At 70.0% G+C, this 13442-nt stretch carries 12 protein-coding genes; 3 read left to right on the forward strand and 9 right to left on the reverse strand.

The genetic code is table 11. The annotated features are described in order from the left end of the window. Positions 1-38: 38 nt before the first annotated feature. The 3 genes from OHA05_RS07240 to fxsA are packed head-to-tail and all read right to left on the reverse strand — an operon-like array spanning position 39 to position 3198. Entirely contained in the window at positions 39-749 is a 711-nt protein-coding gene (locus OHA05_RS07240; RefSeq protein ID WP_391845296.1) for an aminoglycoside N(3)-acetyltransferase, read from the reverse strand. A gap of 58 nt (positions 750-807) precedes the next feature. After that, the gene (gene fxsBH / locus OHA05_RS07245; protein WP_328860098.1) at positions 808-3024 is read right to left on the reverse strand and encodes a radical SAM/SPASM protein FxsBH, inactivated beta-hydroxylase extension form; all 2217 of its coding nucleotides are present in this window, start codon (positions 3022-3024) and stop codon (positions 808-810) included. A 9-nt stretch (positions 3025-3033) separates the two neighbouring features. Continuing rightward, complete coding sequence (gene fxsA, locus OHA05_RS07250) at positions 3034-3198, reverse strand: FxSxx-COOH cyclophane-containing RiPP peptide (RefSeq protein ID WP_328860099.1); 165 nt, start codon at positions 3196-3198, stop codon at positions 3034-3036. A gap of 230 nt (positions 3199-3428) precedes the next feature. Between fxsA and OHA05_RS07255 the strand changes: the two genes are divergently transcribed. Beyond that, the gene (locus OHA05_RS07255) at positions 3429-4331 is read left to right on the forward strand and encodes a DUF4231 domain-containing protein (RefSeq protein ID WP_328860100.1); all 903 of its coding nucleotides are present in this window, start codon (positions 3429-3431) and stop codon (positions 4329-4331) included. A 36-nt stretch (positions 4332-4367) separates the two neighbouring features. On the opposite strand, the gene OHA05_RS07260 is transcribed toward OHA05_RS07255, so the two are convergent. The 4 genes from OHA05_RS07260 to OHA05_RS07275 form a co-directional block, all read right to left on the reverse strand. After that, positions 4368-4847 (reverse strand): hypothetical protein, encoded by a 480-nt coding sequence (locus OHA05_RS07260; RefSeq protein WP_313949068.1) that lies wholly within the window; start codon positions 4845-4847, stop codon positions 4368-4370. A 124-nt stretch (positions 4848-4971) separates the two neighbouring features. Next, positions 4972-5871, reverse strand: coding sequence for a S1 family peptidase (locus tag OHA05_RS07265; protein ID WP_327685010.1), 900 nt, complete (start codon positions 5869-5871; stop codon positions 4972-4974). Positions 5872-6117: 246 nt separating this feature from the next. After that, positions 6118-6933: a DUF1684 domain-containing protein gene (locus OHA05_RS07270; RefSeq protein ID WP_328860101.1), complete on the reverse strand. Its 816-nt coding sequence runs from the start codon at positions 6931-6933 to the stop codon at positions 6118-6120. Between the two features lie 110 nt (positions 6934-7043). Continuing rightward, positions 7044-8267 (reverse strand): DUF5685 family protein, encoded by a 1224-nt coding sequence (locus tag OHA05_RS07275; RefSeq protein ID WP_328860102.1) that lies wholly within the window; start codon positions 8265-8267, stop codon positions 7044-7046. A gap of 288 nt (positions 8268-8555) precedes the next feature. Here OHA05_RS07275 and OHA05_RS07280 point away from each other — a divergent pair, with 288 nt between their 5' ends. Beyond that, positions 8556-8993, forward strand: coding sequence for a cell division protein SepF (locus tag OHA05_RS07280; RefSeq protein WP_313947206.1), 438 nt, complete (start codon positions 8556-8558; stop codon positions 8991-8993). Positions 8994-9050: 57 nt separating this feature from the next. On the opposite strand, the gene OHA05_RS07285 is transcribed toward OHA05_RS07280, so the two are convergent. Beyond that, positions 9051-10238: an acyl-CoA dehydrogenase family protein gene (locus OHA05_RS07285; RefSeq protein ID WP_328860103.1), complete on the reverse strand. Its 1188-nt coding sequence runs from the start codon at positions 10236-10238 to the stop codon at positions 9051-9053. A 79-nt stretch (positions 10239-10317) separates the two neighbouring features. Continuing rightward, entirely contained in the window at positions 10318-11952 is a 1635-nt protein-coding gene (locus OHA05_RS07290; protein WP_313947204.1) for an MFS transporter, read from the reverse strand. A gap of 429 nt (positions 11953-12381) precedes the next feature. On the opposite strand from OHA05_RS07290, the gene OHA05_RS07295 reads away from it, so the two are divergent. Continuing rightward, complete coding sequence (locus tag OHA05_RS07295; RefSeq protein ID WP_328860104.1) at positions 12382-13374, forward strand: phosphatase PAP2 family protein; 993 nt, start codon at positions 12382-12384, stop codon at positions 13372-13374. Positions 13375-13442 lie beyond the last annotated feature (68 nt).

Genomic DNA, 13442 nt, shown 5'->3' on the forward strand with positions numbered 1-13442 from the left:
GGAGCCCGACACACTCCATCCCCCGGACGTTCAGTCAATCAACAGCGCTTTTCGGTCATCCAGCTCACTGCGTGGTCGACCGCGTCCTTGATCGAGAACAACCGCGCAGGTCTTCCGCCCAGTTGTCCTTTCTGTTCCATACCCCAGGTGAAGGCGGCACCGATCGCGTCGAAATCACTGTCGTCCAGTTCGACGTCCGTGTACTCCGTCCATTCCTTACCCCCACCCGGACGCTGCACCACACAACGGTAGGTGCGCAGAGGTGCTCCGGTCCGGTATTCGGCGAGATGGAACGAAGTGCACACGGCGAAATCCACATTGATCATCACAACGTGCGCCCCCGCGCGATAGAGCGCGCCGAGGGGTGAGTCCTCACCGAGGTGCGAGGTCAGCGGATGTCCGGCGAGCAATTCCGCGGCACGCCGTCCCACGGCCGCGAAAGAGGTCTGCGGATGGGAGCTGCGGACGGCCCCTTCGGCGGTCCGCACCGCCTCGGCCAACCGGCCCATCCCCTGGGCCGGCGTATGGACCGGGTCGAAGGCCGGCATGTCCGCCCGTAAGGCTGCCGACTGCTCGGGTGTCATGCCCCGCACCCGGGCGCGGTACGCGGGCGATGTGTCGGAGTTCCCGGCGGTGAACGCGGGCACCACCAGTGTGCCGTCCTCCCCCAGGGCCTCCAGCAGTGCGTCCCGCAGCGCCTCGGCGTGCAGGCCCGTGGCGTGCAGCGAGGCGTGCACCAGGAGCGTCATGCCCTGCTCCACGCCCAGCTCACGCACCGCACGGGTCAGGAAGGACCGGTCCCCCGCATCAGCCACGGCCGCACTCCTTGCGCAGCTCGTCGAGGAGCCGGTGCCCGCTCACCGTGAGCTCCGGTGCGCTCTCCAGGGTGGTGAGGGCACGCATGGCCTGATCTGCCCCCTCGGGGTCGAAGGGGGCGAGGCCCACCCTCTCGTACGCGCCCGCGAGCAGCTCGGACACCGGGACCTCCTCGTCCTGCCAGGGCGCGGGATGGCTCCACCAGCCGTCCTGTGCATGGAGATCGGTGACCTCCACAAGCGCGTGCAGTTTCGCCCGGCGGAAGCCGCGCAGCAGCGCGACCGCCAGTCCCCCGGCCGTCTCCGGCAGGGCGAGGCCGAGCGCTCCGAAGCCGTGTGCCCGCAGCGACGCCTCGCCGGAGAGGAGCGGGGTGAGCGTGCTCAGACACTCGCCGGCCTCCGCGGCCTGCTGCGGCGCGGCATCGGCCAGCACGGCCCAGGCCTCGGTCAGCCGCTCGTCCCAGACGGCCGTCGCGCGGGCGTCGAGCCGCCCGTGCACGGGTGCGCCGAAGCAGTCGCGGTACGGGTCGATGTCGTCCAGCCGCAGGAGCGGGACCCCGTCGCCGCCGAGCGTGCGCACGGGCCGCCAGTCGCTTCCCTCACCGTGCAGGCCATCGAGGCGGACAAGCCGCGACTGCCCGCCGTCGACGGCGACCAGGAAGCCCTCCTCGACGGCCCGCACCTCGGCGCTGCCGTCGTCCGCCGTGCCGCGCAGCCGTAATTCACCGAGGGTGGGCAGCCGGAGCCTGCCGCCTTCGTGGGAGAGCCGGACCGGTGTGGCGTCCCGCCCGGTGACAAGTGCGGCGGCGAGGTACGACGGGAGCCGCAGGGCGAGCGCGAGTGCCCCCGGCCGTTCCTCGCGCAGGGCGGCCAGTGTGTCCTGGAGCCAGGTGTAGGTGTACGGGTGGCCGAAGACCTCGTCGAGCAGGTCGCCCCGGTCCTCCAGAGCGCAGGTCAACTCCCATGCCTCGGCCCAGGCCTCGCCCCCGCGGCCGCCCAGCTCCTCGTTGAGCTCGGCGAGAAGCGTGCGCGTCACGTCCTGGTGCTCGGCCATCAGCGCGCCCGGCTCGGTGACCGCGGCCGGCACGGCCCCGGCGCCGGCGCGCTGCTCGATACCGCGGATGAGCGCTTCGAGGTCGGCGCAGTACACGGAGGTGTTGTCGAAGTCGTTCCGCGAGCTGTAGCGGTGGGTGTAGAGGCCGCCGCCGCAGGAGCGGACGACCGGGCACCGGCGGCACGTGGCGCTCACTCCGGCCAGGCCCAGCTGGCGTGCCCGGACGCCGGGGTGGGCGGCGACATCGTCGAACGCGTGCGAGAAGACGTCGAATCCAGTGGCCGCCGCGCCGTCGTAGGCGCTCTTGAGCGAGTCGACCTGTTCCAGGGTGCCGTCGGTCTCGACGACGACGAGGTCGGTGGGGGCCAGGCCCAGTGACTCGGTGAGGCTGGGGCCGCCGGCGAGGGTGGAGAACACCGACTCGAAGAGCCGTACGGGAACCTTCCGGCCCTGTCCGTCCCAGCGGTCGTAGATCCTCAGCAGCCACTCGGCGTAGGCGGTGGGCGATCCGTCGGGGCGGGCCGGCGGGTCGTTCCAGGTGGCGTGCGGCAGGAGGAAGTCGATGCGCGGGGGTTCGAGCTCGGCGAGGGCGTCGTAGACGGCGACCGGGTCGTTGGCCACATCGACGGTGCACAGCAGACCGAGGTAGAGGTGGCGGTAACGCTCTTCGCGGAGCAGATCGACGGCCCGCAGGACCAGGGGATGACTGGTGCGCCCGTCCGCGAAGCGGCGGTGGCGGTCGTTCGCGACACGGTCGCCGTCGAGGGAGATACCCACCTTGACGTCGTACGCGGCGAAGAGCTCGAGATACCGGTGGCTGAGCTGGAGGCCGTTGGTGTGGATCCGCAGATCGAGAGAGGCGACGGGGTCGAGGGCGGCGGTGAGCTCCTCGCAGATGCGTCGCAGTCGTTCGGGCCCCGCGAGCAGAGGCTCCCCTCCGTGCAGGATCACTGACACGGAGGGCAGGGCATGACTCTTGGCATGCTCGGCCAGTCGCAGAGCTGTCCAGGAAATGGCTTCGTCAGAGATTGCCTTGGGGCGGGTACGCCAGCTCTGATCAGCGTGTTCGTAGATATAACAGTGGTCACATGCAAGATCACATCTGCTGTGGACCTTCAATACGATCTCGCGGAATGGGACCAGGGGTCCAGTCATTCCGCCAGTCTAGAGCGCGGAGTTGAAGGAAGAGATACGCACGGTACGGTCAGCGGCGGCCGGCATGACCCTCGCCAGCTTCTTGGCGGCATCCCCACCACGGACATCGATCTGGGCCAACGGGATGCGGTTCTTCTTCGCAGCAGCGAATGACCGCGAGGTCTGCATCGTCATGGGGGCCGTCCTTGTGTTGTGTACAGCGCAGATACCACGCACCATTGCAGTGCCGGCGGCACGACTTTACTCTCATGGCGACCCTCAGCAACTCAAGCTGTGGTCGCGGAAGAGAAGAGTTGCATCACATTCTCGCAGCAGAGGGCGGAACGAGCGATTCCGTCTAAAGAGTGAAGGCAAAACTGCAGACAGGGGGGCGTATGACCGGGTTTACCGGCCCACTGCACAGCATGGTGTTCCGTAACACCGATCTGCCCGATCTCTTCCATCATTCGGATGCCATAGCCATATCGAGGCAACGTGAGGCGGTCGGCTCCACCCGCTACCAACTGCTGCTCCTGGTCGTGGGAGCCGCCGTGGCGACGCTGCCGTCGTCCCTGAAGCTCGGCGACACGTTTCAACTCCCCGGCGCACTCAGCGCGTTGGCGTACATGGGGGTTCTCGTGCTCGGTTACCGTTCCTCACGCCGTCGAGCAAAGTCGCAATGGCAACTCAACCGTTCTGCGGCGGAGTTCATCAAATCGGTGTGCTGGCGGTACTCCGTACACGGCACCCCGTTCGACGCCCGGGCCACCGACGCCGACGAGCTGTTCGTCGCCCGGCTGGAGGAGGGGTTACGGGAACTGGTGAAGGTGGGCTGGGAGGACCCGCGCACGGGCGGGAGCGACCTCGCGGCGGCCGAACTCATCACGCCTGCCATGCGACGGCTCCGCGCCAAGCCCTACACCGTACGCAAGGAGACCTACGTCCGGGACCGGTTGATCGAGCAACGCAACTGGTACCACCGCAGCGCCGAGATCTCCCGCCGTGCGACCCGGCTGTGGTCGGCATCGATCGGACTGCTCACCCTGCTGGCCCTGTTCTTCGCGCTGCTGCACACCTTCTCGCTCGCCGTGTCGGTCAATGTGGGCGGTCTGTTGTCGGCGGCCGCGGCGGCCTGTCTCGCCTGGAGCGAGATCCGCCGCCATCAACCCCTCATCGCCGCCCACTCGTTGGTCGAGGAGGACCTGGCCACGATGCACACGGCGATGGAGACCTCGGTCACCGACGCCCAATGGCCGTCCGCGGTGTACGAGACGGAACGCATCGTGTCGCCCCAGCACACGGACTGGCTGGTACGGCACGGGAGTTGAGCCGCCGTCGATGAAGCACCGGGGGCCTCGGCGTCATCAGCTGCGCCGCAGGCCCTCGCGCCAGATGACGGTCACCGGCTTTCCCCGGTCACGGGCGTAGCTGACGATGTCCGCCGTGCCCCCGAGACCTCGGGCCGGACAGCCGTCCCAGACGGCGAGCAAACGGTCGCAGTTGTCGGCGATGTAGGCGCCGGCGGCGTAATAGGCCTCGTCCGTCGAGTGCGGGAAGGCGAGCTGGATCTCGCGCGCGGCGCGGCCGCGGAGCTGCTGGAAACGGGCCAGTTCGCCGGGGTCGGTGAAGCCGTCCGCGTAGTCGCCGCTCGGGATGACCACGGTCAGTTCGGCGCCGCAGTCGAGGGCGATGTCCGCGAAGAGCTGGTCGGCGCCGACGGCGAGACTGGAGAGCGCCTCCATCGAGCCGTCGTGTCCGCAGAGCGCGGCGCGCATCACCGCGCGCACGTGGTCCCGGGCCTCGGCGGGAATGTCTCGGTGGCCGGTCACTCCGATGCGTTTCACTGCCACGCGACCCCCGTATCTCCCGCGCCCGACGCCCTGACATCGTCTCAGATGACAGAGCCGCGTCGAGCCCCCGTCCTTCATACGGACGAGGGCTCGACCCGGACGGTTCAGTCGCCGCGCGTCAGTAGACGCTGACTCCGTAGGCGCTGAGCGCCTCGGTGACCGGCTGGAAGAAGGTCGTACCGCCGGAGGAGCAGTTGCCGCTGCCGCCGGAGGTCAGGCCGATGGCCCTGCTGCCGGAGTAGAGCGGGCCGCCGCTGTCGCCGGGCTCGGCACAGACGTTGGTGCGGATCATGCCGTAGACGACATCGCCGCCGCCGTAGTTCACCGTGGCGTTGAGACCGGTGACGCTGCCGCTGTGGGTGCCCGTGGTGGAGCCTCGGCGGGTCACCGACATGCCGACCGTGGCGTTCGCGGCACTGGTGATGTCGACGCTGCCGACGGTGCCCGGGTGGGCGAGCGAGGTGTTGGAGTAGCGCACCAGGCCGTAGTCGTTCCCGGGGAAGCTGGATCCGGCCGTGGGGCCGATGGTGGTGGTGCGGGCGGAGTTGGTGTACCAGGTGCCCGCGCCGTCGGTGCAGTGACCGGCGGTCACGAAGTAGTAGGTGTTGCCGCTGCGGACGTTGAAGCCCGCGGAGCAGCGCCAGCTGGAGGCATAGATCGCGTCGCCGCCGGCGAGCAGCTTGGAGAAGACACCGGGGGTGCGCTCGATACGGAGGGCGTCGGCGTTGCTTCCGGCGGCCTTCTTGATCTTCGCTATCTCGGCCTGGGAGACGGTGCTGTCGGCCGTGACGACGAGGCTCTTCGTCGCAGGGTCGATGTTCCAGGCGGTGCCGGCCACATCCGCTGCGAGGACGGCGTCGCTCGCGGAGGTGAGCTCGGCTGCGCTGAACGTCTGGGACTGGTCGGCGTTGGCCGCGGGGACGGCCAGTGCTGCGGCGGCGACCAGACCGGTGGAGACGGCGAGAAGGCGGGTACGTCTCGCCGTGGCACTGCGGGGGGTGGTGCGCTTGATCCTCACTTGTCGTTCCTCCCGAGGGGAATCGGGGGCTCCCGTAGTGGGGTTCGGGGCCCGTGAGGCGCAGCCATGAAGCACCGTCCGACTAACGGACATACCGTGCTCCTGACAAGCGCTGTTCGGGAGTATTCGGGCCGTCAACTGTCGGCGCAAGGGCGCCTTTCGGCCGCTGCGGGCACACACGACTCATGGCCCCGCGGCTGGGGCGCCTCCGGGGCTGCGGCACATGCGTCCGGCCGGTAGGACGGGTCAGCGGTCGCGGAGGTTCCGTTCCCCCGCGGCAATCTCCACCGCGAGCGTGTTCCCCGGCGGCGGGAAGGGGCAGATGAAGTGGTCGGCGAAGGCGCACGGGGGCAGCAGCGAGCGGTTGAAGTCGACGGTCACCGTGCCGTCCGCTGCGGGCGCGGGCGGCCGCAGGAAGCGGAAGCGGTAGCTACCGTTCCCGCTGGTCGCGTCAGCGAAGACGGCCCACAGCGAACCGTCCTGCTCGACCGCCACCCGCAGGGAGTGCTCCATGCCGTCGAGGGGGAACGTGATCTCGCCACCGAGGCCGAGACCGCGCTCCCGCCCGTCGGCGTTCTCCACCCGCACACTGCGGCTTTCCGGGTAGGCCCGGAAGGTCCCCGGCACGGCCCAGCGAGGGTCGTACGCCGTCGCCTCGATGCCCTCGAACGCCCGGCGCGCCGGTGAGTCGGGATCGAAGTCACGTACCGCCCAGAGCCCTTCGCGGCGCAGCACGACCAGCCGCCGCCGGCCGTGCGCGACCCGGGACTCGGGGACGGGCGCGTGGTCGGCGGTGAGACGGATCGAGCCGGTGAAGGGCTTGCCGTCGACGGTCAGAACGTCCTCGGGTCCGGCGGTGAGCACCACCCCGTCGCCGTCCGGCACCCAGCTTCCCGGGACGGCCGGAAGTCGCCCGTCCGGGTGGTCGCCCAACCAGTGCGTGCCGGTGAGCGAGAGCGGTCCGTACGGCGCGGAGACGGAACCGACGCGCTGTTCGTGCCACTTCTGCCAGTTCTGCGGCTCGTTCCCGTCCTGACCCGCTTGCTGTGCGTCCGTGCTCATGCCGTCAACCTTTCACACCGGCTCGGAAGCCCCGTACGGGAGTGCGGGACCGACCCCGTGCGGCCGTGCACCCCTGCGGAGCCGTCGCGCTCCGCGCGGAGGTCGCGTCCTCAGCAGTCACAGCTGCAGCAGTCGCAGCAGTCACAGTCGCAGTCACGGCAGCAGCCCTCACGCTTCTTGCGCGACCAGGGCCCCTCGTACTCCTTGGCGCAGCAGATCTGACAGGTGCAGAAGAGTCCGGTGAAGACCGCGCAGCCGGCGAGGAGCCCGCGCCGCTTGGGCGGGGTCGGTTCGCCGCCGAACCGCGGCGGACCGCCGGGGCCGCCGGGGTGGCCCGGGCCGCCCGGATTCCCGCCGCCGTAAGGATTCCCGCCGTAGGGGTTGTTGCCGTACGGGTTGTTGCCGTACGGGCCCTGACCGCCGCCCTGGTAGGGGTTCTGCGGGCCCTGCGGTGTGCCGTGCCCCTGGTGCGAGCAGGTCGTCGTACCGAAGGTCCGGTTCACCGACGTCCGCAGCTCATGGGCGAGCAGCACATGCACCAGCTTGTCGTCCGTGAAGCGGGCGTCGGCCAGCGCGAGCCGTACGCCGTGGACCGCGTCGTCGGCGAGGCGGCGGGCCTCGGCGAGCGAGGTGCCGGTCGCGGTGAGCGGGTTCCAGGCACCCGACGCCGCGTCAGCTTCCCTGTCCTCGACGGCATCCAGCAGATGCGCGAGGCGTCCGAAGAGGCGCCCGGCCTCGGCGAGCGGGGCCACGTTCTCCGGGCGTCCGGCGAGTACCGCGGTGTGCGCGAAGGCGGCGGCCGTCGCCGTCTCCGTCGGCTCGGTGACCGTGAGCAGCGGGGTTCCGGGGCCGGCGAGCGCCTCGATCCCCGTCTGCCGGTCGACCGCGTCGACCAGGGCCGCGGTGTCGAAGCCGAGCGCCGCGCCGGTACGCGCGCCTGCCCGGTCCCAGCCGGTGGCGACCCGGCGCGCGGCGGCGGCCACCGGCCTGCGGGCCAACATCCCGTCCCGGTCGGCGACGTGGTCGCGCACCTTGGCAGAGGCGAGGACCAGCGAGACGGCGGCCGCGAGGCGTGCGCCCTCGCCCTTGGCCACGGATGCGGTGCGCATCGCGCGCAGCGGGCAGGGGCCCGCCGTGCGCCGGGTCGCGGGAGTGCGTTCGGCCTGAGCCTCCGTCAGAACCGAGACGATCAGGCCGTCGTAGTTGGTCACGACCCTGGCGAACTGGCCGTGGTCGGCACGAAGTGCCAGGCACAGACCGCAGAGATGGGCCATCCACTCGGCCTTGAGCCCGTCCCCGAGACGGTGGCTGCATGGCCTGACGATTCCGAACACGACGTTCCCCCGAGAGCCGTTCGACAGTGCGGCACGCATCGTATCGAGCGATCCGTTCACCCGTACGTCCCCGACGTCACCCATCTGGCCCGAACTTCATATTTTGGGCCGAACATGCCCCGTACACAGGAGGAATCTTGACGAATCGCCACATCTTCTGTGCCAGTACCGTCACGAATCCCTCGCGCGGCGACTATCCACTTGGCGCGCGATCCGCATTATGGACGACCATAGGGATAGGGAAGACGGAAGACCGCAGTGAGCGGACTGCAGTGGAAGGAGGCGTCCATGGGATCTGTGCGCAAGGCGAGCGCCTGGCTGGGACTCGTCGAGGACAGCGACGAGCGTTACTACGACGACGAGTACGCCGAGGGTGCGGAGACGGGTGAGAACGCCTGGGTCACCGACCCGCGGGTGCGCGTCGCCTCCGAGTCCGCCCAGGAAGAGGGACGCCGGATCGCCACGGTGTCGCCCTCCAGCTTCCGGGACGCCCGCGGTATCGGTGAGCTGTTCCGGGACGGTGTCCCGGTCATCGTCAACCTGACGTCCATGGAGCCCTCGGACGCCAAGCGCGTGGTGGACTTCGCCGCCGGACTGACCTTCGGCCTGCGCGGCTCCATCGAGCGCGTGGCGACCCGGGTCTTCCTGCTGAGCCCGTCGGACACCCAGGTCGTCAGCGGAGAGGCCCCGGGCCGCTCGCAGGACGGCTTCTTCAACCAGAGCTGAGCGAGGCGTTCGCCGGCCGGCAGGCCCGACCGGCGTCCGGGGACCCGAGGTCCCGGCTCACCGGAAGGCGTCGAGGCCGGTGAGCGCCTTGCCCAGCACGAGCTGGTGCATCTCGACGGTGCCCTCGTAGGTGAGCACCGATTCGAGATTCGTCGCGTGCCGCATCACCGGGTACTCCAGGGAGATCCCGTTCGCACCGAGGATGGTGCGCGAGGTGCGGCAGATCTCGATCGCCTCGCGCACGTTGTTGAGCTTGCCGAAGCTGACCTGCTCGGGGCGCAGCGTTCCCGCGTCCATGCGCCGCCCCAGATGGTGGGCGAGCAGGATGCCCTTGTGCAGCTCGACGGCCATGTCCGCGAGCTTGGCCTGGGTGAGCTGGAAGCCGCCGATGGGGCGGCCGAACTGCTCACGCGTACGCGAGTACTGGAGCGCCGACTCGAAGCTCGCGCGGGCGGCGCCCATGGAGCCCCAGACGATTCCGTACCGCGCGTGGGTCAGACAGCTCAGCGGGCCCTTCAGACCGGTGACCTCCGGCAGGACCGCGTCGGCGGGCAGCCGCACCTCGTCGAGGACCAGCTCGCTGGTCACGCTCGCCCGCAGCGACCACTTGTGCTTGATCTCCGGGGCGGAGAATCCGGGGACGTCCGTCGGCACGGCGAAACCGCGGATGCCGTCGTCGGTCTGCGCCCAGACGACGGCGACACCGGCCACCGAGCCGTTGGTGATCCACATCTTGCGGCCGGTGAGCACCCAGTCCGAGCCGTCGCGCTTGGCGTAGGTGCGCATGCCCGCCGGGTCGGAGCCGTGGTCGGGCTCGGTCAGGCCGAAGCAGCCGATGATCTCGCCGGCCGCCATACCGGGCAGCCAGCGCTGCTTCTGCTCCTCGGAGCCGAAGCGGTGGATCGCGTACATGGCGAGTGAGCCCTGTACGGAGACCAGGGAGCGGATGCCGGAGTCCGCCGCTTCCAGTTCGAGGCAGGCGAGGCCGTACTGGACCGCGCTGGCTCCCGCGCAGCCGTAGCCCTTCAGCGACATGCCGAGCGCGCCGATGGAGCCGAGCTCACGTGCCAGCTCGCGGATGCCGGGCAGGTCGCCGCGCTCGTACCAGTCGGCGATGTACGGCATGACCCGGTCGGAGGCCCAGCTGCGGACGGTGTCGCGGACCGCGAGGTCCTCGGGGTCGAGCAGATCGTCGATGCCGAGCGGATCGCCGGCATCGAAACGCGGCTTCGCGGGTGCGGACATTCAGGGCCTCCGGCAGCGCTGACAGAGCGGATGAAGAAAACTAGCAGTGTTAGTTACCAGCTCCGCCCGACGGTACGACTCAGTGTGCCGCGCGTCCAGACCCGGTCGCCTCGACGGGCTCACGGCTCGCCGGGATCGACACGTCCGGCCGCCGGGGGCGCGGGCACTGCTCGGCCGTCGAGCAGTCCATGACCCGAGGCAGCTTGAGCGCCGCCAGCGCGCCCAGCAGCAGCAGACCGGCGCTCACCAGCAGCGTGACATGCAGACCGTCCACGAACGCGTGCCGCGCGGTCTCGCGCAGTGTCTCCCCCGCGCCCCCGCCGAGCCGGTCGGACACCTGGTACGCCTCGCCCAGCGAATGGGAGGCGGCATTGCTCGCGGACGCCGGCACCCCGGGCAGCGAGCTGAACGCGGGCGCGTACGCCGCGTTCATGATGCTGCCGAGCAGCGCGATGCCCATGCCCGCGCCCAGCTGGTAGGACGTCTCCCCGATCGCGGCAGCCCCGCCCGCGTGCTCCTGCGGCGCCTCGCTGAGCATCGACTCGTAGGCCGCGAAGAGCGTGGTCTGCAGGCCGAAGCCGAGCAGCACGAATCCGGTGGTGAGCAGCCAGGGCCGGTCGTGCTGTCCCATCATCACCAGCAGCAGGACGGCCGCTGCGGTGAGCACGAAGCCCCAGCCGACCATCGCGCGTGGGCCGATGCGGCGCAGGGTGGACGAGCCCGTCGCGCCCGCGGCCATCGCCGCGAAGGTGAGCGGCAGCAGCCGCAGCCCGGTCTCCAGCGGGCTGAGCCCGAGGATCAGCTGGAGGTACTGGACGGCTATCAGCTCCAGGCCGACCAGCGCCAGCATGGCCAGCACGATGCAGCCGACGGAGGTGGAGAAGGTGGCGCGGGCGAACATCCGGATGTCTATGAGCGGGTGCTCGCGCCGCCGCTGCCGCCGGACGAAGAGCACCAGCAGCACCGCGCCGATCAGCAGCGGACCGACCGTCCGGGCGTCGAGCAGGCCGTGCCCGACACCGAGCCGCTTCACCCCGAGGACGACGCCGAGCACTCCGGCGGCGGCGAGCAGGGCGCCCAGCACGTCCCACGGGCCGTCCGTGTTCCCCCGGGACTCCGGCAGCAGCAGCCGGCCGATGGGCAGGATCAGCGCCATCAGCGGGATGTTGATCAGGAAGACCGAGCCCCACCAGAAGTGCTCGACGAGGAAGCCGCCGAGGACCGGCCCGGTAGCGGCGCCGACCGCGGCGACCGCGGTCCATATGCCGATCGCCATCGCCCGTTCCCGCCGGTCGGGGAAGACGGCACGGAGTATCGAGAGCGTCGCGGGCATGATCATCGCGCCGCCGACACCCAGCAGGGCGCGTGCGGCGATGAGTATGTCCGGGGTGGCGGCGAAGGCGGCGACGGCGGACGCGATGCCGAAGATCGCGTAACCGAGCAGGAGCACTCTGCGGCGGCCGATGCGGTCGCCGAGGGTGCCGAAGAGGATCAGCAGTGCGGCGCAGATGAGGGGATAGGCGTCGACGATCCACAGCAGTTCCACGCCGCTCGGGCGCAGATCCTCCGTGACGGCGGGCACCGCGACGTGCAGCACGGTCGCGTCCAGCGCGACGAGCAGCAGGCTGAGGCAGAGGACGACGAGGACGACCCAGCGGTTGGCACCGCCGGCGGCGGCACGCAGGCGTGCCACGGCCGTGATCGTCCCGGACATGTACTACCTCCCAGTGAGTCCCTCGCGTTCGGCGGGCCAGCCGGGGACGGGGTGATCCCTCAAGGCGGTCCGGCATCGAGGCGAGTGAGCCGTCAGCGTACGCGAGTTCAGGCCGGTGGCGCGTGGTCCATCTCTCACCACTTCGGCCGTGGACGTGTGGCGTACGCCACGCCCGGCAGCCCCGGAGGAAATGGATCATGCCCTCTTCCGAACGAGGGGAAAAATCCGTACGGGCAGGTCATGAACGAGAATTTGCCCGGCGGAATGAGGCCGCGACACGCCCTCCCGAGCAATAGCGTGGGTGACCTCCGGGATTTCCGAATTGGCCAGGAATAAAGCCGGAGTCTGAGACATACTCCACATCACATCGTCATCACAAAGACGCTGGATCGGCCTAGTCGCGCACTCACTCGCTGTAACGTCGATTGGGTGCGTACCGACATCTTCGCCCGCCTGGACCGGGAGCCGGAACCGCCGAAGATAGAGATCCCGCGGATGAGCCGCATCCGTCTCGCCCTCTTCGGCGGGACGTCTGCGTTCTATCTCGCCATCGTCGTCGCCGTGTTGGCGTCGAGCTGGCTGGTGATCATCGACTGGAAAGTCATGCTGTTCCGGCCCTACCAGCAGTGGCCCGAGCTGCACGCCTTTCTCGACTACTTCGTGGTCCTCGGCCAACGCGGCCCCACGGCCGTGATGGTCGCTGCCTGGCTGGGCTGGCGCTCCTGGCGCCAGCACACGCTGCGGCCCCTCCTCGCCCTGGGCGTCTCGCTGTTGCTGCTCAATGTGACGGTGGGCGCCGTCAAGATCGGACTCGGCCGGCTCGGCCCTCACTACGCGACAGAGATCGGATCCCCCGAGCTCTTCGCGGGCGGCGATATATTTCCTTCCGGCCACACCGCCAACGCGGTCGTGACCTGGGGAATCCTGGCGTATCTGGCCACGACTCCGCGGGCCCGCCGCTATCTGTCGGCGCTCTCCGCCACCGTCTCGCTCGGTGTCGGCCTGACCACCGTGTACCTCGGTACGCACTGGCTGAGCGATGTCCTGCTCGGCTGGGCCGCCGGACTGCTGATCCTGCTCGCGCTGCCCTGGTGCGAGCCGCTGATCGGCCGTGCGGAGGCCTTCGTCCTCGACCTCCGCGAGCAGTGGCGCGCGCGTCGCCGTCTCGCCCCCTCGCTGCCGGTGGCGGCCGGTGGCCCGCGGCCGGGGATGCACCCCCAGCGCGGTGGAGGCCGGCAGGACGGTGCGGACCGCGAACCGGTCGCCGCGGTGGGCGGCCCGTCGGCCCCCACGAGCAGGCCGGGTACCCAGCTCACCCACACCCAGCGACCGCACTCGCACAGCATGCGTTCCGAGCGGACACCGGTGACACCTTCGGGCAGCCGGCGTCCGCCCACCTCTCGGCCCGCCACGGGCGGCTGATCCGCCTGCCGGACCACCGCTCGTCGAACACGGCGAAGGCCCCGACCGATCCGGTCGGGGCCTTTTCC

Source organism: Streptomyces sp. NBC_00306 (genome assembly GCF_036169555.1).
Lineage (GTDB): Bacteria > Actinomycetota > Actinomycetes > Streptomycetales > Streptomycetaceae > Streptomyces > Streptomyces achmelvichensis.